This window comes from Cohaesibacter haloalkalitolerans, from assembly GCF_003574655.1.
In the GTDB taxonomy this organism is placed as follows: Bacteria; Pseudomonadota; Alphaproteobacteria; order Rhizobiales; family Cohaesibacteraceae; genus Cohaesibacter; species Cohaesibacter haloalkalitolerans.
Genome location: NZ_QNUM01000005.1, coordinates 470,899 through 494,241, shown reverse-complemented (window position 1 = coordinate 494,241; position 23,343 = coordinate 470,899). Strand labels below are relative to the sequence as shown.

The 23,343-nt window shown below is 52.2% G+C and carries 18 protein-coding genes, 1 tRNA gene and 1 pseudogene; 12 read left to right on the top strand and 8 right to left on the bottom strand.

Going from position 1 to position 23,343, the window contains the following annotated elements; translation table 11 throughout:
- A pseudogene (locus DSL70_RS15300) lies at positions 1 to 241 on the top strand (hypothetical protein); the annotation flags it as partial.
- 463 nt (positions 242 to 704) lie between these two features.
- On the opposite strand, the gene DSL70_RS15295 reads toward DSL70_RS15300, so the two are convergent.
- The 3 genes from DSL70_RS15295 to DSL70_RS15285 are packed head-to-tail and all read right to left on the bottom strand — an operon-like array spanning position 705 to position 3,549.
- Positions 705 to 1,976 (bottom strand): TRAP transporter large permease, encoded by a 1,272-nt coding sequence (locus DSL70_RS15295; protein WP_162916749.1) that lies wholly within the window; start codon positions 1,974 to 1,976, stop codon positions 705 to 707.
- Between the two features lies 1 nt (position 1,977).
- On the bottom strand, positions 1,978 to 2,475 hold the full coding sequence (locus DSL70_RS15290) for a TRAP transporter small permease (protein WP_119308792.1): 498 nt from the start codon (positions 2,473 to 2,475) through the stop codon (positions 1,978 to 1,980).
- A gap of 60 nt (positions 2,476 to 2,535) precedes the next feature.
- Positions 2,536 to 3,549, bottom strand: a complete 1,014-nt coding sequence (locus tag DSL70_RS15285) for a TRAP transporter substrate-binding protein (RefSeq protein WP_119308791.1) — start codon at positions 3,547 to 3,549, stop codon at positions 2,536 to 2,538.
- Between the two features lie 123 nt (positions 3,550 to 3,672).
- Here DSL70_RS15285 and DSL70_RS15280 point away from each other — a divergent pair, with 123 nt between their 5' ends.
- Together DSL70_RS15280 and DSL70_RS15275 are read left to right on the top strand one after the other, a co-directional pair.
- Positions 3,673 to 4,833: a mandelate racemase/muconate lactonizing enzyme family protein gene (locus DSL70_RS15280; RefSeq protein ID WP_162916747.1), complete on the top strand. Its 1,161-nt coding sequence runs from the start codon at positions 3,673 to 3,675 to the stop codon at positions 4,831 to 4,833.
- Positions 4,826 to 5,512: a FadR/GntR family transcriptional regulator gene (locus DSL70_RS15275; RefSeq protein ID WP_162916745.1), complete on the top strand. Its 687-nt coding sequence runs from the start codon at positions 4,826 to 4,828 to the stop codon at positions 5,510 to 5,512. Before DSL70_RS15280 ends, DSL70_RS15275 begins: the two co-directional genes overlap by 8 nt.
- A gap of 211 nt (positions 5,513 to 5,723) precedes the next feature.
- Here the strand turns inward: DSL70_RS15275 and DSL70_RS15270 are convergent, their stop codons facing one another.
- Positions 5,724 to 6,617 (bottom strand): LysR family transcriptional regulator, encoded by an 894-nt coding sequence (locus tag DSL70_RS15270; RefSeq protein WP_119308788.1) that lies wholly within the window; start codon positions 6,615 to 6,617, stop codon positions 5,724 to 5,726.
- Positions 6,618 to 6,768: 151 nt separating this feature from the next.
- On the opposite strand from DSL70_RS15270, the gene DSL70_RS15265 reads away from it, so the two are divergent.
- From DSL70_RS15265 to DSL70_RS15255, 3 genes are all read left to right on the top strand, one after another.
- A complete protein-coding gene (locus DSL70_RS15265) occupies positions 6,769 to 7,968 on the top strand; it encodes an MFS transporter (RefSeq protein WP_119308787.1) in 1,200 nt (399 codons plus the stop codon).
- Between the two features lie 242 nt (positions 7,969 to 8,210).
- Positions 8,211 to 9,692, top strand: a complete 1,482-nt coding sequence (locus DSL70_RS15260; protein WP_119308786.1) for an EF-hand domain-containing protein — start codon at positions 8,211 to 8,213, stop codon at positions 9,690 to 9,692.
- A 90-nt stretch (positions 9,693 to 9,782) separates the two neighbouring features.
- A complete protein-coding gene (locus tag DSL70_RS15255; RefSeq protein WP_119308785.1) occupies positions 9,783 to 10,151 on the top strand; it encodes a hypothetical protein in 369 nt (122 codons plus the stop codon).
- A 556-nt stretch (positions 10,152 to 10,707) separates the two neighbouring features.
- Here the strand turns inward: DSL70_RS15255 and DSL70_RS15250 are convergent.
- Entirely contained in the window at positions 10,708 to 11,220 is a 513-nt protein-coding gene (locus tag DSL70_RS15250; protein WP_162916744.1) for a cyclophilin-like fold protein, read from the bottom strand.
- 97 nt (positions 11,221 to 11,317) lie between these two features.
- The gene (locus DSL70_RS15245; RefSeq protein WP_119308783.1) at positions 11,318 to 11,935 is read right to left on the bottom strand and encodes an NAD(P)H-dependent oxidoreductase; all 618 of its coding nucleotides are present in this window, start codon (positions 11,933 to 11,935) and stop codon (positions 11,318 to 11,320) included.
- Between the two features lie 279 nt (positions 11,936 to 12,214).
- Between DSL70_RS15245 and DSL70_RS15240 the strand changes: the two genes are divergently transcribed.
- The 5 genes from DSL70_RS15240 to DSL70_RS15210 all read left to right on the top strand — a co-directional run bounded on the left by DSL70_RS15240 (position 12,215) and on the right by DSL70_RS15210 (position 19,467).
- Complete coding sequence (locus DSL70_RS15240; RefSeq protein WP_119308782.1) at positions 12,215 to 13,501, top strand: NHLP bacteriocin system secretion protein; 1,287 nt, start codon at positions 12,215 to 12,217, stop codon at positions 13,499 to 13,501.
- The gene (locus DSL70_RS15235; protein WP_119308781.1) at positions 13,498 to 15,684 is read left to right on the top strand and encodes a cysteine peptidase family C39 domain-containing protein; all 2,187 of its coding nucleotides are present in this window, start codon (positions 13,498 to 13,500) and stop codon (positions 15,682 to 15,684) included. Before DSL70_RS15240 ends, DSL70_RS15235 begins: the two co-directional genes overlap by 4 nt.
- On the top strand, positions 15,681 to 17,894 hold the full coding sequence (locus tag DSL70_RS15230) for an ATP-binding cassette domain-containing protein (protein WP_119308780.1): 2,214 nt from the start codon (positions 15,681 to 15,683) through the stop codon (positions 17,892 to 17,894). The genes DSL70_RS15235 and DSL70_RS15230 overlap by 4 nt, the downstream gene beginning before the upstream one ends.
- A 98-nt stretch (positions 17,895 to 17,992) precedes the next feature.
- Positions 17,993 to 18,979: a hypothetical protein gene (locus tag DSL70_RS22290; protein ID WP_162916742.1), complete on the top strand. Its 987-nt coding sequence runs from the start codon at positions 17,993 to 17,995 to the stop codon at positions 18,977 to 18,979.
- A 38-nt stretch (positions 18,980 to 19,017) separates the two neighbouring features.
- The gene (locus DSL70_RS15210; RefSeq protein ID WP_162916740.1) at positions 19,018 to 19,467 is read left to right on the top strand and encodes a hypothetical protein; all 450 of its coding nucleotides are present in this window, start codon (positions 19,018 to 19,020) and stop codon (positions 19,465 to 19,467) included.
- 53 nt (positions 19,468 to 19,520) lie between these two features.
- Here the strand turns inward: DSL70_RS15210 and DSL70_RS15205 are convergent, their stop codons facing one another.
- Positions 19,521 to 21,038, bottom strand: a complete 1,518-nt coding sequence (locus DSL70_RS15205) for an FAD-binding oxidoreductase (protein WP_119308775.1) — start codon at positions 21,036 to 21,038, stop codon at positions 19,521 to 19,523.
- 1,035 nt (positions 21,039 to 22,073) lie between these two features.
- Positions 22,074 to 22,148, bottom strand: a tRNA-Glu gene (locus DSL70_RS15195).
- A gap of 196 nt (positions 22,149 to 22,344) precedes the next feature.
- On the opposite strand from DSL70_RS15195, the gene DSL70_RS15190 reads away from it, so the two are divergent.
- The gene (locus DSL70_RS15190) at positions 22,345 to 23,289 is read left to right on the top strand and encodes a bifunctional helix-turn-helix transcriptional regulator/GNAT family N-acetyltransferase (RefSeq protein WP_162916738.1); all 945 of its coding nucleotides are present in this window, start codon (positions 22,345 to 22,347) and stop codon (positions 23,287 to 23,289) included.
- Positions 23,290 to 23,343 lie beyond the last annotated feature (54 nt).

The following is a 23,343-nucleotide window of genomic DNA, read 5'->3' as shown; positions in this document are numbered from 1 at the left end:
GATAGTGGTAAAGTCTATGGCTATCGCAAGATCCTTCATAAGGACCTGATCCATTCGGACCAGGGCTCTCAATTCAAAAGCATTGATTGGGCGGCATTCCTGCGCCAGCACAATCTTGAGCACAGTAAGAGCAGGCGTGGAAACTGCCATGATAAGCGCTTTGCGCCATCGGTCCGAGCAAAGCATGGCGAACGTTGTTGCAGAAAGCTTTTTCAATTTGCTCAAGAGGGAACACATACGAGCAACAGAAAACTTGAAGCCCCAAGGTGTCTACAATTCTAGGGGCAATTCAGTTCTCTGAATTTTCGGGACAAGATCTCAGTCGCCTACTATGATATGGTTTTTTACTTATTCGAACAGCAATAAGGGCTGCACACATAATACTGACGCATGTTTAGCAATGAAGACCCAAAGAGGCCGTTGGCTGATATTCCAACTCTACCGCCAGGCTTTCTGAAAGCCACCTTTCGCCGAGAATGCAGCATTTGGACTCTACAGTCTTGACTTGCGTGCGAGCTTCTCGTGGGCGTCTCTTGCACACTGACTGGAAAATCAAACGAAGATGTACAGTTTGTTCTTACGGCACCAGCATGAAGCCCCACAATCGCAAGTGGGCAGACTTCCATTTTCAACCGGCAACCTCTGTCGCAAAGCCAGGGAACACAGCTTCTTCAGCCGCGTTCCTATTGGTTTTTACTGGAGGGTTAGAGGTAGGTAAGCACCATCACCAGGCCGGGAAAGAATACCGTGGCGATGAGAGCAAGAGTCAGCACGAGATAGAAGGGTAACTGGTGCTTCATGACAGTGCTGATAGAACACTTGGCTATCGAGGCCGTAATGAAGAGCAACAGGCCAACCGGTGGTGTCACATTGCCGTAAACCAGAGCAAGGCACATGATCACACCGAAGTGGATCGGATCAAAGCCATAACTTGCACCCAAGGGAGCAAACACCGGTACAAGAATGATAACAGCAGCGGTTACATCGACAACACAGCCCACAGCCAACACGAAAAGCACGACAAGCAGAACCGCGATGCTGGGACTGGCCGTGACGCTCTGCACCCAGTCTACCACCATCTGCGGCACCTGTTCCAGAGCCAGCACCCATCCGAAGATTCCTGCCGATGCGATGATCAGGCCCAGAACCCCTGTTGTAAGAGCGGCGTCCAGGATCACATCAAGCAGCTTTCTGACCCCGATCTCCCGATAGAGAACGAGGCTGACAAGGCAGGCATAGACCACGGCGACCGCACCGGCTTCGGTGGGGGTGAAAATGCCGCCAAGAATGCCGCCAACGATTATGATTGGAGCCAGCAAAGCCGCAGCAGCATGACGGGCTGCGATTACGCGTTCGTTGAGTGGGGTCTTGGCGCCACCTCCCCAGCCATGCCGACGCGCCATGATGGCATTGACAATGAACAGACCGATGGCAATGAAAAGTCCCGGGACAACGCCAGAGAGGAATAGTGAACCGACCGACACCCCAGCGAGCGAGCCGTAGACCACCATGATGATGGACGGGGGAATGATCGGGCCGATCGCAGCGCTCGATGCCTGAAGTGCTGCGGCGTAACCTTCGGGATAGCCAGTACGTTTCATAGCCGGAATGAGCACTGATCCAGTTGCCGTGGCACTTGCTGCGCTGGACCCTGTCAGGGCCGAGAAGATTGTGCTGGCGAGCACAGACACTTGTGCCAGCCCACCGCGCCAGTGACCAACCATCGCTTCGGCAAATCCGATCATGCGCTTGGCCATACCACCCTGCTCCATGATTGCCCCTGCCAGAATGAAAAAGGGAATGGCGAGCAGTGATGTGCTGTCAAGCAGCACGAAAACCCGCTGAGGGACGACAGCGAACGGAATGTTCATGTCCGAAGTCAGCAGGGCAAAGGCGCCTGAAAGACCCATGGCGGCGGATACGGGCACCCGCAGGATGAGCAGAATGACAAAGGAAATCGTTAGATAAGGAAGCATGTCAAACCCCTTCGCCATTCAGGTCAACCGGCTGTTCGACACTTTGGATTGGCGAACGCAGGATATTGATCAGATGATCAATGGAAAAAACAACGGTAAAGAGCCCGAACAGCGGCAACGCGAGTTGCACCCACGCAATGGGCATGCCGATCGCGGGCGAGGTCGAGGTCCAGTTCAATTGCATCAACTGCCAGCCACCAATGCCGATCACCGATGCAAAGACGAGCATGCTGATGTCTGCCAGCACCAACAGGGGCTTCTGGACTTTGGGGCCCAGAAATTCCTCAAGCAGCGTGATCGCCATATGAGTGCCGCGCTTGGCACAGATCGCAGCAGCCAGGAACACCATCCAGATAAAACTGAATCTGGAGATCTCATCAATCCAGCCAAGGGAGTTGGAGAACAGATATCTCAAAACCACCTGTAAAAACGTGATCGAGACAAAGAAGACGAATAAGGCGGTGATGCACCAGCAAAGGAACCGCTCAAGTATGCGCATGGGTCACTCTCCAAGGAACAGGCCGGCACATGGTAGGAGTGCCGACCCGACTGTCATCAGTTACGCCTTGAGAAGCTTGATCAAAGCTTGGCCTTCAGCGCCCAAGTCTTTGGTCAAGTCGTTCCAGACTGGCTGTACGATCTCACGTAGCGGGTCTGTGTCAACATCATTAACTTCAAGACCGGCTGCCTTGACTTTTTCGAGAGCGGCCTCATTGTCAGCCCGAGCAACCGAACGTTGTGCGCGGAAGGCATCACGGGCAGCAAGTTCTACAGCTTTCTTCTGCTCTGCAGACAGCTTGTCATAGGAGGAAGCGCCGATTACCAGATGGATAGGATTATAGAGATGACGGGTCATCGAATAATATTTCGAAACCTCGTTGAATTTCTGCTGTACAACCGCCGCCGGTGCGCCTTCAGCTCCATCTACCACCCCGGTCTGCATGGAGGTGTATACCTCGGAATATGGGATCGGGGTCGGCGACGCACCAAGCGCCTTCATCGGCTCAAGCATCAGCTTGGCTTCTGGCACGCGCAGCTTGAGACCCTTGAAATCGTTTGCTGTCTTGATCGGGCGAACCGTGTTGAAGACAGACCGCCAGCCAAGCTCACCCCAGGCAAGAATGCGCATGCCCGCCTGTTTCAGAAGCGCTTCAGACAGTCGCTCTGAGAACTCGCCCTCCAGAAGCTTATCCGCATGGGCACTGTCCCGGTACGAGTAGAACAGGGCGGCGGTGACCATGATGGGAGCAAGGTTGGAGCTGTAATCCGGCCCGGATGAAGTGATATCGACCGAGCCGAGCTTTAGACCTTCATAGAGGTCTCTTAGGTTGCCGAGCTGCCCGGCAGGAAAGACTTTCACCTGCACCGAACCGCCTGTGGCTTCTTCAACGAGTTTTGCGAAATTCATGTAACCCTTGTGGGTTGCACTTTCCGTCGACTCGATATGTGCCGCACGCAGGGTCACGGCCGCATTGGCTCTCATGATGCCGGGAGCGCCGATGATCGCGGCTCCTGTCAGGCCGGTTGTGAGAAGTTGGCGGCGTGTCAACGCCAGCTTGGGGCTGTGTGTCATTTGATTTCCTCCTAAAAGACCACCGTCCCTCCGAACGGCACGACTATAGACTTGACAAAGAAACGCGTCCCTGTCAACTAATTGGTTGGACCGGTAGACCAATTTTTATCAATGGAGGATGAATTGCCCGAGATATCCAAAAGGAGCCGCATCGCCAATATCGATGTTTCCGTCTTTCGTGTGCCTCTAAAAAAGCCTTGGGTTTCTGCGGCTCATGCGATCACTCATCACGAGCACATCCTCGTTGAAATCGAACTAGAATCAGGCGTCAAAGGGATTGGTTGGAGTTCAACAATGGGCAACGCAGGAATTGCGGTTGCAGCGTTGGCAAAGTCGTATCTTGCCCCGATGTTGGTCGGCCAAAGCGTCTATGAACATGAAAATCTGTGGAATGGAATTTGGCGACGCAGTCATCAGCCTGGTCCTTCCGGCATTGCTGCCTTGGCGGTGGCGGGCTTCGATCTGGCCTTGTGGGATGCACGTGGAAAGATTGCTGGCATGCCCGTTCGCAATCTCATCGGTGGTGAGGCGACACAGTTGGAAATCTACGCCAGTGCCGTCAACCTACATTTAAGCGAAAAGCGACTGGTTGAGCAAACAAGAGAATTTCTTGATGCGGGCAACAAGCGCTTCAAGATCAAGGTCGGTCGCTCTCTTGAGGAAGATCTGTCAAGGATCGCCGCCGTGCGCGAGGTAATCGGGGATCGTCCGTTGATGCTTGATGCCAACCAGCGGTTCAAATCCGGCGAAGCTTTGCAGCGAATCAATGCCTATGCCCGGTTCAATCCAGTCTGGATGGAAGAGCCGATGGCGTCTGACGATGCGAGCAGCCATGCTATCCTGGCACGGACCTCACCGGTCCCCATCGCTTTGGGTGAAGAGGTCTCGACACGTTATGAATTCTGGAACTATGTCGCCAATGCTGCCGTGCACTACCTTCAGCCCAATGTGCTGAAGGTAGGCGGCATTAGTGAGTGGTTGAAACTGGCGCATCTTGGCAATTGTGCCAACCTGTTCATTGCTCCGCATGGTGCCCTTGAAGCATCGGTCATTGTCGCACCGGCGATCCCGGGCTGTTATCCGGTAGAGAACATTGATGGTGGCAGTTTTGTTGATCAAGGGATCGCCTTCGAGACAATGAAAATCGAGAATGGTATAGTCACTTTACCCGAGTTGCCCGGCCTTGGAGTCGAATTTGACATGGATGCCCTTGCATCCTATCGTTGCGACCCGAATGCGGAGATTCCGCTCGCTGATCCAGCAAAGTATTATGAGAATGACTAAACGTCGAATTGCTGCTCCTGTTCGTGTATACCGGCAAGTGGCTGATGATCTTGAAACACGCATTGATGCGGGCGAATTCCCAATCGACTGCCGGCTACCCAATGAGCGATTGCTAGCGACCGAATATGGTGTTTCGCGCACCTGTGTGCGCGAGGCCCTGTTGGCCATGGAAATATCGGGTCGTGTCTCCATCCGGGTTGGATCCGGTGCTTTTGTGCTGCCACCAAGCGATCCGATCAAAACGGACGCGCGTAGCCCGAGCGAAATTCTTGAGGCTCGCCTCTATATCGAACCGGAAATCTGTGCTCTCGCTGCGGAACGCGCTACGCCTGAGGATATTGAAGCGATCGCCAGCAGTTTGCAGACCATGAGGGACGAACATGCTTCAGGAGCTGAGGCAGAACAGGGCGACCGAGAATTTCATCGCCTGATCGCCGAGGCAGCAGGAAACTCCATGCTCTATGATGTGCTTGTCAGCATTTGGAAGGAAATGGAGGATCCCATGTGGCAGGCACTGCAGAGACATATCCGTAGTTCGTCCCTAAGGTTGGGATGGATCGAGGATCATGACGCAATCTTTGCTGCAATGCAAGCAAAGGACAAGCGCAAGGCACGATCATCCATGAGAGCCCATATCGCAAAAGTCACGGATACCCTGCAAAAGGGAAAATTCCTGTAACCACTTCCTGATTATAGCCTTCTCTCAAAGGAACCACGATCAAAATTCGAGTGTCTTTCCAAAGCTGAATGCGAGCAAACCGACTGCATACCGTATTAGTTTGAATGACGGCGGCTCTCGGCCCAAAGTTGCCGTTCGTTGGCAAACATATGTTGCAAGGCAATTTCCCCATTGCAGCAGTTTGATCGAAGTGCTGCATTTTCACACTCGATCATGCCCGGTGGCGCAGCGCATCCAGAAGCAGCTTGAAGATGGGCAGATGCTGGCGCCTGGTGGGATAGTAGAGGAAATAGCCCTCAAAGAAGGGGGACCAGTCGTCCAGCAGGAGCACAAGTTCCCCCGATGTGACATGCGGATCTGCAATGGTGTTGGGCAGGAAGGCTACGCCGAGCCCGGAGAGAACGGCATCCATCATCGCATAGGAATTGTTGAAGGTCAGCTGCCCCTCGACATGGACATTGACCTCCTGCCCGTCTTTCTCGAATTCCCAGGCATAAAGCCCACCACGTGTTTCATGTCGCATATTGATGCAATCATGCTCGACCAGATCATTCGGGTGCTCGGGCGGCTTGCGTGAAGCAAGATAGGCGGGCGCGGCCACGGCAATCATGCGCCAATCCGGCCCTATCCTTGCGGCAATCATGTCCTGTTCAATGCTTTCGCCCAGACGGACGCCAGCGTCAAAGCCATCCTCAACGATATTTCGAAAACCGCTGTCGAGGCTGAACTCGATTTTGACGTCAGGATTTGCTTGAAGAACGGGCTTCAGCTTGGGCCATACCACCGTGTGAAAGGCGTGATCAGAGAGCGTCAGCCGAGCCGCACCGGAAGGCTTGTTCCGCAGCTCCATCAGCGCGGCGATCTCATCCTCAATCTCGGTCAGCCGCGGCACCGCGCTCGTCAGCAACCGCTCTCCCGCCAGCGTGGGCGAGACGCTGCGTGTCGTGCGATTGAGAAGCTGTAGCCCCATGTTGGTTTCCAACCGTCGGATAGCATGGCTCAGGGTTGACTGCGCCACCCCAATTCGCGCCGCAGCTCTGGTGAAGTTGCGCTCTTCGGCGATGATACTAAACCACATCAGGTCATTGAAATCGGTTCGAGCCATGGCTGCATATTAATCGACACTATCGATTAGTCTATGCCAAAATATGCGGTTATACAGAGCCAACAAAGCCGCTATTGATCGTCTTCCAATCCCGAAGCCCCACCGTATGGCTTCATTGTGAAGCCTCATCGTGAAGACAAAGGATAGCGCCATGCTCCAGAAGACCGATACAGAAGACACTCGCCAACCTGCCGCCGCTTGGGGTGGTGTGCTTTCCATGTCTCTCTGCGTGGCCATGCTGCTTGCGTCTGAATTCATGCCGGTCAGTCTTCTGACCCCCATGGCATCCGGGCTGGGTGCAACGGAAGGCATGACAGGCCAAGCCGTCTCCATGAGCGGCCTGTTCGCAGTGGCGGCAAGCCTACTGATCACATCTGTTGCCGGGCGTCTCGATCGCAAGTGGGTACTGGTGGCACTGACCGGTCTGATGATGCTGTCTTTGGTGCTGGTTGCCATCGCCAAAAGCTTTACAGCCCTGATCATTGCGCGGGCGATGCTGGGAATCTGTGTTGGCGGGTTCTGGGCATTGGCCACCTCCATCATCATGCGACTGGTGCCTCAGGCTGACGTCCCTCGCGCGCTGTCTCTAATGTATGGCGGACAGGCGATTGCCGCCGCTTTTGCGGCCCCTCTCGGCAGCTATCTTGAGGATATCATCGGTTGGCGCGGTGTCTTCTGGGCATTGACGCCGATCGTCGCGATCAACCTTGTCTGGCATCTGATCGTCCTGCCCTCGTTGCCCCAGCGAGAGCGACGCAGTTTGGGTGCGCTCGTTAACGTGTTGCGTCGGCCCCATTTTGCCAGAGGCATTGTCGCCTCGATGCTGTCCTGGGGGGCGGCCTTCACCATGTTTACCTATCTTCGTCCCTATCTTGAGCAGCTCACGGGAGGGGACGTCACGACTGTTTCTCTCCTGCTTTTGGTATTGGGGTGCTCCGGGTTCTTTGGCACATGGATGTCGGGCCGGATCATCAAGAGCAATGTGGCCCCTCTCCTCAAGCTGCCAGCTCTGGTCATGGGAACTGCAACATTGGGCCTCCTGTTCAACGGTGGGATGGTGATCATCACAGCCGTCCTGCTCTTCATCTGGGGGGCAATGAATACGGCCATGTCCGTGATCTTCATGACGTGGATGTCTCGCAATGTCGACGACGCGCCAGAAGAAGGTGGCAGCCTGATGGTCGCGGCGATTCAGGCCTCCATCCTGCTTGGAGCCGTGTTGGGCGGGGTCTTGCTGGACGGATGGTCCATCAGGGCGACATTCTACGGTAGCGTCGTATTGTCCTGCGCTGGCGTTGCGCTCATCCGCAATGGTCACCGAATGTTGAAGCCCGGCTCGGATGAGAGCTGAGCTGGCCGAGGCAAGGCCTGATTTTAAATCCGGCCCGAACCGGGCACTCACCGTGGACTACATCCCAAATGCATGCTTTCCAATTCCTGCCATTCGATTGAAGAATCGCAAAACTGTATGATGATGCACAAGTTTTTACACTTCACTTACCAAAATAAAAATTACCAACGGTATATATTTGAATTTATCCTTCACTCAACCTTTTGAATATATGAAATCAAGATTCAATCGGAGGGTTTGTTGTGAAAAATAAATTGCTATCACTTGTTGCTTGCCTAGTACTGTTCGATGCGCCCTATGCGCATGCCTCAGAAACGCCATCCATTTTTAGCGCGACGGAACTGAAGCAAATAGCCAAGGACCGAGAAAGATTTCTCGTCGGTCTTTCCCATGCGTTCAAGAGACGTGCTGCTGATGGCGTATTTACGCAAAGCATGCTGGATATGGAAAATCAGTGGAGCGTTGCAAAAGCGCGCGCGATGCTCGCGGCTGGCATCCTTCAATATGATTTCAATTCAGATGGTATCATTGATGACAAGGACTATGAAAGCCTCTCCGCTCTCATGCCCGAGCGAAGGCTCATGAAAGCACAAGCCGCCATTTCCAAAATTGACGAAGCAGGAAATGGAGACGGTAAGGTCTCTTTTGAGGAACTATACCAGTATTCATCCGAGACCGCGCAACACCAACAAGACCAAAAAAAGAGGCCTGACAGCCTCATGCGCTTCGACACCAACCATGATGGGAAGGTTGTGTTTGAAGAAATTTTAAAGGCGGTTCATTCCGTTCAAGTAACACAGTCCCCATCCGCCAAGGAAACTTCAGTTCAAGACGCAGTACCTCAAAAACCCAAGACAAAAGCAGCAGCTGTTGAAACCAAAGAACAGGCCTGCATTTTGCCGCAACCGTCAGAAAAAGCGGAAATCATCTACCTGAACGGATCTGCCTCCAAAGCTCTCTCATCGGTCGCGGTGAATGGCTTGGAAGATGAAACGGCCGCCGCAATGATCAATATTGAATCCGGCAACAGGCCTCTTTTCATCATAAGTGCCTTCAGCGGATCTGCTGTTTTGAAATTTACTGGCGACACGAGCAGGATTGAAAAGCTTGTCGTTTCTGAACTGGGTGGAAAGCGTCAGGGGATCGTTGGCCTCAAGGCTAATCAGGTCGAATTCACGGCACAAGAAAACTGCGCTCCACCCTATATAGGCAGCCCGGAATCAGGAAAAGCGCAGTTGGCTGAAAGCCGATTGGCGCTGGCTCTGGGCCATGCTGTTGACAAGGTAATTGTCGCTCGCGCTTTCCACACTATAGGACTTCCATCTGGAGCAATCGGTGAAAATATGCGCTGGAACCTTGATTATAGAACGAGAGACCCGCGCAGAATAATTGAGAATAAATTTCGGGACTTCTACCCATATGGGGTGGAACAGTTCGAGGTGAATGATGTGATCGCATCAGGGAAAGTCACAGCTTACGACATTCTTCCCCACATTGCAGGGCTGATACAATTGCTTGATGCAGGCTCACTTGGTCTTACGGACGACGAATATTTCATCATTAAAAAGCCGATTTCACACTTTCCTGCCGGTATGTACGGCACCTTTGGGGGCACATTTCTCTTGGAAGAAGGGGTTCCACTTCCCGCAGGCAATCCGGGGCATGCCGTGGTTTATGACCTCGCCACAGGCAAGTGCCACGAAGGTTTCTTTTGTCCGCAATAAGCGCGGCCACTCCTTGAACGGCAAACAAAACAAACTTACTCCAAAAATCATTAGATCAAATCTTTGTATTCATTTCAAAGGGTGCTCCGAATGTCCATATTCTCCAGAACGCTGCGTTTCGTCCTAATCGCCTCGCTGTTCATGTTTGGAATTTACATTCTTCTTAATATACCGATCCTTCCCGACACAGTGGAGAGGCCTCTGAGCAAGACCTATGACGGCCCGGGGTTCTCGGAACTTTCCAAACGGATGGCGTCACCCTCCGATGTGGCGGCGCCCTCCGGTACGCAGGGTTTTCAAATTTGCGGGCTAGAGAAACCTATCACGCGCGATGAAGCGAATGTTTTCAAAATCATGAGAAAGGGCGGGCGCGATGCTACTGTTGTCCGCGAGATGCTGAAAAAAGGCAAAGGTACTTGTGATATTCTGAAGGAGTTGGCGCACCTTCATGGTCGTTAACCTGCACTTCAGGATCTTTTTATGCTTGAAGGCGTAGAGCAACCGAAGGAATCTGGGGAAGACGCTCCATACTGTTACGGCCCTATGAGACTCTCCTTTTACAATGGCCCAGTCGATCTAAAGCCCCCGCTCTCAGAGACTTCAACTCGTACCTTCGACAGGAGTTTGCTCTCGCCCGGCGAACTGCAAAACATAGCTATTTTGCTTAATTCCCTAAATGTCTGCTTTCCTCTTGAAGCATTACAGATCTTGCACCCGCCGCGAATGAGCACTTCCCGCCCGAACCGACGGCCAAAGCCGGATGCGCTTCAAGATCCCTTGAATGGCAGCTTCCGCTTGCGGCATCAGAAATCTCGTACCTGCGTGAGATGACCGCTTTCCGCCCAAAGCTGTCGTTCGTTGGGAGTGATATTTCAAAAGCCAGCTTCACCGTTCCGGACATTCACAGCAACTATGCCTGGTTCCCAGCTGCCTGCAAAAAGTAAATAACGGATTTTCCAAGAAGCAGATGTGACAGAGACCAAGCGCGGTCTTCTATTCTTTGGGAATAAGAGGCTTATTCCAGCTCAATGCGGACGGTGATACTCCTCTCGAAGGCATCCATGGTTTCCAGGGGCGTTGAAATGGCACCCAAGGTGACGAGTCCGTCATAGATAGACTTGGAAACTTCTTCCCGTTTGTATGGAATGGCCAGTTCATCGGTTGCTGGCGAGTAGACAATGTCGCCATTGAGCCAACCGCTGTGCAGATCCTTGGCGTCTACCGGAAACTCATCGCTTATGGTGCCGCAAAAGCCTGAAGAGCCTCTGTATAGCTTGGCTGAATATGGCAATTTTTCGATGAGAGCCCGAGACGTTTTGCTGTCGTTTAGCACGGCCGGAACCACAGCATTTCCAATCATTATTCGAACTTTTGTGCCGTTCTCGACAACGCGGCTTGGAAGGGTCGTGGCAGCATGGCTTTCCGCGACAAAGGCGATTGAGGAAAATGAAAGCATGGCCAGCAATAGCCCTGATTTGAGCATGTTAAACTCCAAAATTTGAATTTCGGTATCCAGTGATTGAGTCAATTCTATTGGGGCTCCTGGATTGATCCCGATATGGCCGCCAAGTATCGGCTCTGTGGACCATTGGCACCCTGACTGTGTTTGTCGGCAAACGACTGCTTCAGCTTTGAAGCCTTTCGATCAGCTGTTGCTGATAGTTCGGTAATTCCGATGCTGTCACCGACTGAAAAGCCAATGGTGGCAGGTATTTCATGCCTGCATGCAAAGCGCTTGCCTGCATCGGCGTAAACACATCTTCCAAGGCGATGCCAAGCCTGCCGGTTTCGCCATATGTGGAAGCGCCTCCGGCCGCGGTCGTCACCACTAGCATTTCCTTGCCTTGCCACAATCCAGGCCCGACATTCCCCCATACCTCGTTGAGGTAAGCTTTCATCATCGGTGTGATGTTGAACCAATGGGTCGGGAACATGAAGACAATCCGATCATGAGCCCTGGTGAAATCGCGCTCCGCTTGCGCGTCTATGGCTCGCGTATCAAACCCGTAGATGGTTTCAAGATTTCGCACCATTACGCCTTCAACACTCTCGGCAGCCTTCTGCAACCCCTTGTTTATGATGGACCGTTCGGGGTACGGGTGGGAAGCAATCAGTAGCGTTTTGATATTGGTTCGGTGATTACCATCAGGTGTCTGCGCCTGCGCTAAGCTAGCCGCAAGAACGCCGCCACTCATCGTAGCCGCCAAAAGCAGCTCCGCTTGAAGAAACTCACGTCGGTTCATTCGATCCTATCCTGTTCATCAATGCATGAATAATAAAATCTAGCATGCATTGGCCAGCAAGATTATCCATGGAAAACAGAATGGATTGTTGAAACGGATACATAAATCAAATGCTCCATTGCCGATATTAGTCGGTCTTTTACAATTCTACGTGTTACCTTCTTAACTATCTGCCAACCATATACATTGGTAATAGGTGTGGTTTTGCAAACATTAATACCACTTAAACGGGAGGCGGATATTTTTGCCCAAGATTAAATATATGGGTAACTGTGTCTTATGGCCAACATGCTATTCCGCAAAGAGGCACTTGCTGCAGCGAGTAAAATAGAAACCATTCCGGAGGCAATGCGCGTCACTGGCTCGGCAATTCGGGCCTCGTCAGTCCTTATCGCGTTGGCTATTCTGCTCTCCATTGTCTGGGCAATGGTGGTTCATGTGCCGATTCATGTTAGCGGTTTCGGACTTCTTGTGGCCGAAGATGGCGTTCTTATATCTTCCGCGCCCTCGACATCGTCTGGTTATGTAGACAAGATTCTTGTTCGTAAAAATCAAACCGTTTCGCAAGGCACTCTGCTTGCCACTCTTCGGCTGACTGATCGAGAGGCTGAACTACACAAGCAAGAGCGCGAATTGGCTTTGCTCAAGGGCAGCAAGAAGGACAGAGAAGCCATTCTTAAGTCTCAAACGGCTCTCAAGCTGGCTACAGCTGAGGATGGCGTTGCTGCTCAAAAAGAACGAATTCGCTATTTGACAAGCAAAAGAGACTGGCTGCTGGATCGACAGAAAACACTGACCGGGCTTCATGACAAAGGTATCATCTCACAGGAAACCCTGGCGAATGCGCATCTTGCAGCGATTGCCTCGGAAGATGCGCTAGCGAGCGCCAAGTCTGAGCTAATTCATCAGCAGTCAGAGATACAAACGATCAAATTCGCACAAGCCAATGAGATACTAGAGAACAAGCTCGAAATTAAACGTCATGAAGTTGATTTGATGGCCATGAGAGAAGCCATCAGCAAGGATAGCGAAATTACAGCCGATATCACTGGTGAAGTCGTTCGCATTAACACGCGCCCGGGAAAACTGGTCTCGACCGGCGAAACACTCTTCGAGATTACGCCCCGTACAGAGGGAGCTTTGAAAGCTGTCGCGTATGTTCCCATGGATGAAGGCAAGCGTTTAAAACTTGACGATAGGGTATTGCTTACCCCTTCCAGTCTTCCCGCTGACATGCACGCCCAAATGATTGGCACTGTAGCAGAGATATCTCCGTTACCAATATCCAAGGAAGCATTGAGGCAAACGGTCGGAGATGACGGATTGATCGAAATGATCACCGCGCAAGGAGCGGTATTTGAGGTCTGGATCAATTTGCCTGTAAACCAGAATACCGGTAATGGATATCTTTGGACGTCCAGCGAAGCGTCGGACCTGGCCATAAGCTCAGGAACATCATTTAGTGCCCGCATAACTGTCGAACAAAGGCCGTTGCTGGCCTTGGCGATACCGGCGTTAAAGCGTTTCTTCGGAGAACCCACGAACCTTTGGGCGGGGCGCCGATGATGGGGTTTGGCCGCGATAGAACACGTATCGTTTTGCAGATGGAGGCGGCTGAGTGCGGAGCGGCTTGCCTTACCATGGTTCTGAGTGCCCACGGCAAGGAAATCACTTTGGAAGAAGCCCGTGCACGCTGCGGCACCTCGCGCGACGGAGTAGACGCTGCGTCCATCATGCGTGCAGCAACCTCCTATAACATGGATGTCAAGGCAATTCGCATTGATCCTGCAACTCTGAAAGACATCCCCCTACCAGCCATTCTTCATTGGAATTTCGATCACTTTGTAACATTGGAAGCTGTTAAAGGGGACAGAATAACCATTATTGACCCCGCATCGGGACGCCGACTTGTGCAGGCAGATGAGCTTGACCGAAGTATGACGGGACTCGTGCTGGCAATGGTGCCTGGTGAGGGCTTCAAGAAAAGCGGGCAACGGCCCAAGCTCGTGTCATCTCTCCTTGAGCAGGCAAGCGGCTCCATTGACGGACTAGCGATTGTGTTCCTGATTGGCGTTCTGGGTGTCATCCCAGGGCTTGTCCTTGCTGGCACCGTAGAAACTTTCGCTGATTATGTGATCGGACAACAAAGAGCCAATTGGCTTTTCTTCACACTTCTTGCTCTGGCTTGCACAATCATCACCCAAGCCATATTGAGGGGACTTCAGGAATGGGTCGTATCTTCACTCAGATCCAAGATCGGCGTATCCATTGCGGCTAAAGCTTTTGAGCACGCATTATTCTTGCCGCTTTCGTTTTTTGCACAAAGGAATCCCGGTGAGGTGACCTCCCGCCTCAAAATTGGCTCTGAAATTGGGGGATTGGTTGCTGGCCCTCTCGCCCAGATTCTACCGAATATATTGGTTGTAACAGCCTATCTGTCGGTAGTTGCCTTTTATGATTTAGTCCTTGGCAGTTTGATAGCTGCAATTTCCCTGCTCAATCTGTTGGTCCTGATCAGGCTTTCTCGCCATCTGGCTGATGCCAATCGCTACCACGATGTTTTGGAGGGGCGGGTGAACGGAATAGCGATCGCTGGCTTTATGGCATTTGACTCCTTTCGCAAAATGGGGCGAGAGGACCTTCTGGCTTCCAAATGGCTGGCGGCGGAAGAGGCGAGCCTTGATGCAGAGCAACGGCTAGGCATATTGCGCACGATAGCTGGTCTTGGGCCGGCGGTCGCAACAATGGTCATTTCCATCTGTGTTTTGAGCGTTGGTTCGCTCCGTGTGATCGATGGGCAACTGGACCTGAATAACCTGTTGGCATTGCAGGTGTTGGCAAGTCTGGTTGCCGGGCCTGTCGCCGCACTTGCGTCGGATTATTGTTCATTACAGGAAGCGGCGGGATCCCTCCTTCGAATGCAAGATCTGGTGCGTCATCCATGCGATGGCATCGTCAACCGGCATAATGGTGAGGCTCGATCCCCTGACGGATCTCTCGGGGAACCAAACGCAAGAAGCGAAACCGCCATTTTGAAACTCGAAAATGTATCTTTTGGATTTGGCAGCAACCAGGACCTTTTCAGCAATGTATCACTCCAGCTCCACCCAGGGGTAATGACTGCTGTCGTCGGATCTTCGGGCACCGGAAAGTCGACATTTGCCCGCATTTGCGCTGGCATTATTTCCCCGCGTCAAGGCAATGTCTTGTTTAAAGGGCAAACTTTGAGGGCGTGGCCCCATGAAACCCTCAGGCGCAACCTTCTTTATGTTCCACAACAGGTTGCTATTTTTACGGCTTCCGTGCGAGATAATATCCGGATGTGGGATGAGGATATTGAAGACGACCAGATTATGGATGCTTTGGAACGCGTTCAGCTAAGTGACGTTGTCCATGGGGTTGGTGGATTGGACCGGATGCTTTCGAGCCAATATCCTTGTTTCAGTGGTGGAGAAAGTCAACGTCTCGCGCTGGCTCGCGCTTTGGTTCGCCGCCCATCTCTACTTATCCTTGATGAGGTTACCAGCGCGCTCGATACGTTGAGTGAGAAACAGATCCTATCCACTCTGCGTGATCAGAAAACAACCATACTGATTGTAACCCATCGCCTTGGTACAATTCGCCATTGCGATCAGCAATTGACGCTTGACGGATTGGGGCTGACGGTAATGAGCCGAAGGCTCTCAATGCAAGATGATGCGAACGCGCAAGCGCTCCCAGCATATTCAGATATGAGGGATGCTGTATGACCATGCAAACACCAAAATCTGAATTTGATGCATCGGCCGAACGCATGAGCAGCTTCCTTCACTGGAACACTCCTGAATTGTCCTCATCCAACGATCCCCTTGTCGAAGCAATGCAGCAGATGGCTAAGAGCTGCAACACCAGGCTCGGGCAGAATGCAGCCGCGCTTGGTGATGAGACACGCAGTGAAACAATCTCTCGCCTTTCCTCAGAGGCCGGCATGCAGGCTCGCCCTGTTGTTCTTAAGGAACAAAGGATTGGTGATACCGTAGTCCCGTTGCTTGCAATCAGAAAATGCTCAACAGACAAAAGGCGCAGCGACCCCGTCCTGCTGTATCGCCGCGGGTGTAACTGGTCGATCGCTGAATCAGGAACGCGATGGAGAAAAAGGGCCGTCAAAACTCTGGATCTGAGCGGGTTCGAAAAATATGCCTATATGGTTTTGCCATGCTTTCCGGAAGGCAAGATTTCGCTCTGGCAATTGCTAAATTTTGGTCTGCACCAAAGCCGGGTTGAACTGCTCTCTTATTCCTTCATGACACTTTTGACGGGAGCGGTTGTAGCATTCGTTCCCATGGTGAGCAGTCCTCTCCTAGACTATGTGGTCCCTGAGGGAGAACGCACTCTTCTATACAATCTCGTCATTTTCCTTGTGTTGCTTTTGTTGGTGAATCTCCTGACGCGCCTTGCTGCGGGAATTGCACAACAGCGCGTGCACGGTATCAATGGCTTTCAACTCAGAGCGGCTACGATCGAACGAACCATACGCATCGCTGAAAAGCAATCCGAGATGGGGCAGCCTCTTCCTTCGGCCCCTGTTGCAGTGTTGTCCTCCCGATCCATCGAAACTTGGTATCGTGGAGTTTGGGGACTGGCGATCAGTGTTGTCTCCAGTCTGATGATTGCGCTGCCCAGCGTCTTTGTTCTGGCGACAACCTCTTTGCTCGCGGCTTTGATCGTTTCCGCAGTTCTTGTTTTCATGTTGGGGTTTGGCTATTGGAACGCAAGATACCGTATCAAAACACTCATCAATGGTGTGTCGACACCGCAAAGCTGGATGACATATGCCTATGAAGGGCTATCTATGGTCGACACCATACGCGCGAGTGCGGCAGAAGGGCGATTGTTCACCCGTTGGGCGGATGCCTTTATGGCCTTAAGATACAGGTTTCTGGCTGCAGACAGGATCAGTATACAAAGCTCTATTCTTAAAAGTATGGTGGATGGCCTACTGATTTTGGCAGTGATTGTCGCCATAGCCGTGACTGGCAATTTAGAAAGTGGTTCCGCTCCTATCGCACTTGTCATTGCTGCGGGGAACATTTCTGGCGCCGTTTCTGCCTTGTTGGGCGCATTTTCACAATCATCCATGCTCGGCATTCAATATCGGATGATCGAACCCCTGCTAAAAGCGGTTCCAAAACCCAAAGCCCAAAAAGAAGTTAGGCATGAATTGAGAGGGCAGATTTCATGTCAATCTCTTGTCTGTCGACATGGTGTCTCTCCTCGAGCCGCAATCGATAACATTGGTTTTCATGTTCAAGCCGGCGAGCACATAGGCATTGCCGGACCATCGGGTGCGGGCAAGTCGACGCTGGTAAAATGCTTGCTTGGCCTTATTCCGTATGAGAGTGGAACAATACGGTTTGATGGCTTGGATTTGGCTTCTCTGGATATGCAGGCTGTTCGCAGGCAAATCGGTGTCGTTGGTCAAAATGACCGCTTATTTCCTGGCACACTTTTTGAGAATATCGCAGTCGGAGCGGACGTTTCCGTTGATGACGTCATGACAGCGGTCTCCCGCGCAGGGATGCTTGATGAAATAGAAGCCTTGCCATTGGGATTATATACTCCAGTTGGAGAAACCGAATGTGGTTTTTCGGGAGGGCAAGTCCAACGCATCCTGCTCGCACGCGCCTTTTTAGGCAAACCACGGATCCTGATTTTCGATGAAGCGACCAGTGCGCTTGACGCACGTCTACAAGACCATGTGAACAGTGCAATTCATGAAACCGGAGCAACAGTCATCATGATCGCTCACAGGCTTGAAACTCTACGCAGCTGCGATCGCATTCTGGTGCTTGACCGCGGCCAGCTGGTAGAACAAGGACCCTATAAAGATTTAGCCGAAGCCAATGGCTTGTTCGCTTCTCTCATCGATGCAGAAGCAGGAAGAACCCGGTTGGACACGGTAAGTGGTTCACTGGCCTAAGAGTCGTAATTCAATTCAAAAAGCACACGTTATATTAGACAATATTAAATCGTTATACGGTAACTTGCATTTATTGTTCGTGATGCGAGGGGGTAATCATGACACAGAAAACTAGAAGTAAGTTTGATGCATTAAAAGAGACCATCTCTATTGACGATCTTGCAAGCATTTCCGGTGGTAAACGCGATTATGCCGGAGATGTGGCAACGATCTCTGATCCTGACTTGGGCGTACATGTGTCAGTCGGCGGCCAAGTCGACATGCATTCCAACGATGGAGCGATCAGTGCCTCCGGCGGGATCAGTGTCGGTGATGGGGTGTCCGGACATATGGACTCTGGCACGGTGTCTGGTTCAGCAGGCGTTGGAGCATCAGTATCAGGAGAGATGCACGAAACTCTCGGCCCCGTAACAGCGGATGCAACAGCAGAAGCGCATGCTGGTGGTGGTGTCTCTGGTAGCGCACATTCGAGTGGTAGCGACACGAGCGTGTCTGTTTCGGTTGGTGTTGGAGCAGGTGTCTCTGGTGATGTTGATGAAGGAGTGTCAACACACGGTGTTGGTGCATCTATCACGGCTGGTGGCACTGCCTCGGTAGGCGAAAACGCTGACGGTTCCGTCGATATTCAGCATGGTCATGGAAGCTATGGTGCAAGCGGCAGTGGCGAGGCAATGGCCGGAGCCGGAACAGAGGTCCATGCAGGCGGCGGGGCATCGGTGTCCGGCGTCGGATCTGGAAGCGCCTCTGGCGGCGTTTCCGAAGGCGAAGTCGGTGTCGGAGGTGAGGCCCACGCGGGCATTTCCCACGGGCATTTGAATTTTGGTCTGGGAGGAGACATTGCTGCCGGAGTGGGTGTTGACTTCGACTTCAGTGCTTCAATCAATATAGCTCCTTTCGAAAATGCCCTGAGTTCTCTGGGACATGATCTGGCACCAATTGCCTCGGAGATCGGTCACGACTTGAGCCATGCCGCGCACGAGGTGGGCCATGCGGTCAGTCATGAAGCCCATCACGTAGAACATGAAGTCAGTCATGCGGCGCATAAGGTGGGTCACGCCGTAAAACATGTATTCCATGGTTGGTAATCCCGTAACCAAGATAATGTCCCGCAGGAGTTTTAAAAATGGCAACCAATAGCAAGGTCATTGAAAGTGTTCGAGACGCTATCATGGGAATGACGACCGGAGGAGCCGCGCTTTCAGGTTGGTCTGCAGGTCAAGCTGTTTTGATTGGAGCCAAGACAGAGGAGGCAGCAACCGCGCGCATTGCGCAAGGGGGCGAGCTCAATAGTGCCTTGGATGCGTCCATTCCCGAAGCAGAAATGATTGTCGTCATGGACGTATTCTGTAAGGCCCTTGATGAAACAAAGGATGCGATGGCTGCGTTCAATCGCGTCGCCGCGATCAAGATAGAGGCTACGGAAGGTGTTTCCGGAGCCCTTGAAGCGAGCTCTATAGCTGCAGTGGAGTTCCGGGATGCGCTTGAAGCGGGGATGTCCCCTCAAGCGGCATTGCTGAGCGCTTTCCTTTCTGCTGGTGCAGTTATTCGCACCATGTCTGCCAAGAAGCATTAATTGCATAACGAGATACCATAGAAAAGGACCGAGAGGTTCCTCTTCTGTGGCTGCTAGTCTCCCATCCGACCAGGAGAGAGAATGCCTTGCGGATCAAGGGCGTTCTTAAGCCGACGTCTTACCGACGTCCAAGTCTCTGTGGGCTTAGTCGCCAACTCAAGGTCCAACAATCCTAAACGATAAGGCGAATACCCTTCAGCCTTGAGCCGTTTGCTGATATTGGCATGAGCGGATAACGCGTCCGCTTCTGCTAACGGGTCGTCTCGATCCCAGGCTAGAGATACGAAACAGTGAAGAGCGCGAGACGAAATCGCCTGCATCCCAAGTGCCGCAAAAAGGTTCTCGCTCTGGCTTTCTTCCGTGAGGATCTTTTCAAGATTACAGATATCTTTTGCCTCAAACGGGATGACCGGGCAGAGCCACACAAAGCCGCAACGATCCGTATCCATGTTTCCTGGCGTTTGCGGGCGATGCTTTTTACCCCAATAACCACTCATTGCATTGTTGCCATCTGAAAAGCCGGTCATTATCGTCTCTTGACGATGCCCGACTTCATCCCTGTCATCCTGTATATGGACACAATTGGAAACCAGAACCAGTTCGGCATGGATAATCTCTTGCGTGAGGCGCATAAGATCCGGATGGGGTGCAAATGCCAGTAGCGACGCTCCCCATTGCTTTGGCTTTGCCAACAAGGATTCTGCTTCTTTCGCATATCGACCCAAGAGTGACGACGCCTGTTTGGCACTGTCCCAAAGCACGAGGGATTGTGGTGCTATCAATCCGGATGTGATCAAGCGGCGCAAGACCGGAACAGCCCTCTCTAACCCGTCGTTTTCTTTGATTTCTGCCATTATGGCGCAAGCATATGGCAAGGTAGGCTGCAACGCTATCGTTGCTGAGAGGACAATCCCGAAGTTGGACTGGCTGAAAAGACCTTCAATCAGAGGTCCGGCCGGGCGCGCATGCAAGCGGGATATTTCTGTTAGTCCGATACGAGCGTGCCCCGTTCGCAAGCGTTCTCCTGTCGCAAGAGCAACGTCAAAATCCCACAAAAGCCCAAAGCGATCGCCGTATGCACCTATTCCCTCTCCCCGTTCAAGGGCATTGGCCAGTACACTCGCATCAACAGGCCCTCCAAAAGCGGGCAAATGGTATGAAAGCCCCTCTTTCTTCAAGCGTTGTTGTAAGCTTTTAAATGTGACACCTGGTTCAATGCGAACCATGCCGTTTTCCATGTCCAAATCAAGAATACGATCAAGTGACGAGAGATCCAGTATAAGCGCATCAGATAACGGCAACCGGGATCCCAATCCCCAATTCCGTCCTCTTGAGACGGGATGCACGGGCATCCCCCACTCTGACGCTAAGCTTAACAGCGGCGCAACAATATCGGCCGTCTTGGGCTTTAATATTGCCAAAGGCCTGCCCGACCATGGAAATGTTGCGTTCTTCCATGCTTCGCCTATGTCGCTTCCTGACGTGACCTGTAATTCGGTAAACAACGAAGTAACGCGGTCTAGAAATCCTGGAAGCTCTTTTCCCGCTGTAGCATCCACAATTGTTTGCATGACATTACACTTTTGAAAAAGACAATTACGCCTTAAGCCTACCGTCTTTGGTAACTCGCTGCATGGTTTTGTTTGCGCTTTCCGCTATATCCACCAAAACCGGATTCACGCAGCGTGTGAGGAGTCGGAGGTCTCTACCCGAACGATCCTGACAAAACGATTGCGCCCTAGTCGCTCAAATGGCTGCTTTAGTCCGCGGCATCAGAGATTTCGCAACTGCGTGAAATGACCGCAACCAGCCCAAACGGCTATGTTGATCAAGACGAGCTTCGAGTCCCCTCGAACGACCGTTTCTACCCGCAGCACTGGAAATCTCGCACCTGCAGGAAATGTCTACAATCCGCCCACTCAAGACCTTGCTTTTGTTCGTGGCATCACATTCGTCATCACGTTGTCAGGATGATTCTGATGGATGTCAGGCACATTTCGTGACGTCATGACGGACAGGCTACTAGTTATGATGGCCGTTCAAACAGGAGCGCAACAGATACCCCGATTGCCATGCGACGGCAGACCGTTTTTGTGACAAATGTGATGAGAGACTGTGAATCGCCCCTAGAATTGTCGTCTCCTTGCCTCATTTTTAGGGGACAAGGTGTCTACAATTCTAGGGGCAAAACAGGCGAATTGGTGGACCTTCCGCTTCATGCCAAACTCGAAGAGTTTCTGATCAATATTCCAAGCCATCAGAAAACCTTCATCACTCAAACCCAATAAGCAAATGAAAGCTATACAACTGAATCGTTCGGCAATTGGTTTGGGAAACAATGCAAGGAAGCTGGTGTTCCTGAAACAACACATGGATTGCGCAAAGCCAGTGCAACGAAGCTGGCGGAAGCAGGCGGCACCGAGTTTGAAATTATTACTTTCCTAGGCCATTCGAACCCGGGAGAAGCACGGAAATTGTAAGGAAGGCAAACAAGAAGCTGATGGCCGACAATGCAATGTCAAAGCTGAAATGATGTCCAACCTAGGCACCATGGTTGGACAAAAGCCCTCGCAACTGCCTGAGCTGCAAGGGCTTTTTGTGCAAAGTGGTACGCCCTACGGGACTCGAACCCGTGTTACCGCCGTGAAAGGGCGGCGTCCTAACCGCTAGACGAAGGGCGCTCAGCAATCGGTGAGGCGGTTTATAGAAAGCTTTGGCTCAAAGCGCAAGAGCATTCATGCGAAAAAACTGCATATTCTGCAAAGAATGGTTTTTTGTCCAAAGGCTTTTTATTTGGCCTTGCATTTTGGATGGTTTGGAGCGAATTTGGTTGCATGGCGAAACTAAATTACTAAAGAAACACAAATCGAGATGGTCATGCACGTCAAGGAAAGTCTGGTTAAGGATATTCGTATTTCTTCCCGCCAACTGGTTCGCCGCTGGGGCGTTTTGGCAAAGCACGTGGCAGGCACCGACTATTCACTGAGTGCTGTGCATGCTGTGTTGGAGATTGGCCTCTCCGAGGGTATCACCTCCAAGGACCTCTCGGAAGCCCTCATTCTGGAGAAATCGACGGTCAGCCGGCTTGTCAAAAGCCTCGTTGAACAGGATCTGGTGCAGAAGATGGACGACGACAGTGACCGACGCAAGCAGGGCCTTTCGCTGAGCACAAAGGGCAAGGCGTTGTTTGATCTCATCAACCTGCATGCCAACGAACAGGTAAGAGACGCGCTTGACACGGTTCACACGGATGAGGTGGAACAGATTGCCCGTGGGCTTCGCCTCTATGCCGATGCCCTTGCACTCAAGGGCGAACGCCTGCCAACACAGGAACTCCAGATCGAAACGGGTTACCGTCCTGGTCTGATCGGGCAGATTGCTTCCCTGCACTCACAGTTCTATTTCGATCTGGTTGGATTCGGGTCGGTTTTTGAGGCCATCGTTGCCAGCGGGATGAGTGAATTCATGGGAAGGCTCGACAAGCCGTGCAACGAATTCTGGCACCTCAGTGAGCATGGGCGATTCCTCGCCAGTATCGCGTTGGACGGCGAAGATCTTGGCAACAATGTCGCCCACCTCCGCTGGTTCATTGTTGATGATTGCCTCAGGGGAAAAGGTGCGGGCCGGAAGATACTGGAAAGTGCCCTCTCCTTCGCCGACGCCCACCGTTTTGACGAGACTCATCTCTCCACCTTCAAGGGGCTTGATGCAGCCAGACACCTTTATGAAGCAACGGGCTTTGAACTGGTCGAGGAAAAGCCGGACACCACCTGGGGCACAGAGGTGATCGAGCAACAGTTCGTTCGCAAACGGCCACGATAGTTTACCTGTCCAAAGCGCGCATCATCTCGCAGCGTCTTGTCAAACACACGGTAG

What these genes read in the sequence shown, in the direction of transcription:
- DSL70_RS15240 (WP_119308782.1), top strand. Translation starts at nt 12,215, where the DNA reads ATGGCCAACATGCTATTCCGCAAAGAGGCACTTGCTGCAGCGAGTAAA.
- DSL70_RS15290 (WP_119308792.1), bottom strand. Translation starts at nt 2,475, where the DNA reads ATGCGCATACTTGAGCGGTTCCTTTGCTGGTGCATCACCGCCTTATTC.
- DSL70_RS15235 (WP_119308781.1), top strand. Translation starts at nt 13,498, where the DNA reads ATGATGGGGTTTGGCCGCGATAGAACACGTATCGTTTTGCAGATGGAG.
- DSL70_RS15295 (WP_162916749.1), bottom strand. Translation starts at nt 1,976, where the DNA reads ATGCTTCCTTATCTAACGATTTCCTTTGTCATTCTGCTCATCCTGCGG.
- DSL70_RS22290 (WP_162916742.1), top strand. Translation starts at nt 17,993, where the DNA reads ATGACACAGAAAACTAGAAGTAAGTTTGATGCATTAAAAGAGACCATC.
- DSL70_RS15270 (WP_119308788.1), bottom strand. Translation starts at nt 6,617, where the DNA reads ATGGCTCGAACCGATTTCAATGACCTGATGTGGTTTAGTATCATCGCC.
- DSL70_RS15245 (WP_119308783.1), bottom strand. Translation starts at nt 11,935, where the DNA reads ATGAACCGACGTGAGTTTCTTCAAGCGGAGCTGCTTTTGGCGGCTACG.
- DSL70_RS15255 (WP_119308785.1), top strand. Translation starts at nt 9,783, where the DNA reads ATGTCCATATTCTCCAGAACGCTGCGTTTCGTCCTAATCGCCTCGCTG.
- DSL70_RS15210 (WP_162916740.1), top strand. Translation starts at nt 19,018, where the DNA reads ATGGCAACCAATAGCAAGGTCATTGAAAGTGTTCGAGACGCTATCATG.
- DSL70_RS15205 (WP_119308775.1), bottom strand. Translation starts at nt 21,038, where the DNA reads ATGCAAACAATTGTGGATGCTACAGCGGGAAAAGAGCTTCCAGGATTT.
- DSL70_RS15275 (WP_162916745.1), top strand. Translation starts at nt 4,826, where the DNA reads ATGACTAAACGTCGAATTGCTGCTCCTGTTCGTGTATACCGGCAAGTG.
- DSL70_RS15265 (WP_119308787.1), top strand. Translation starts at nt 6,769, where the DNA reads ATGCTCCAGAAGACCGATACAGAAGACACTCGCCAACCTGCCGCCGCT.
- DSL70_RS15230 (WP_119308780.1), top strand. Translation starts at nt 15,681, where the DNA reads ATGACCATGCAAACACCAAAATCTGAATTTGATGCATCGGCCGAACGC.
- DSL70_RS15190 (WP_162916738.1), top strand. Translation starts at nt 22,345, where the DNA reads ATGCACGTCAAGGAAAGTCTGGTTAAGGATATTCGTATTTCTTCCCGC.
- DSL70_RS15285 (WP_119308791.1), bottom strand. Translation starts at nt 3,549, where the DNA reads ATGACACACAGCCCCAAGCTGGCGTTGACACGCCGCCAACTTCTCACA.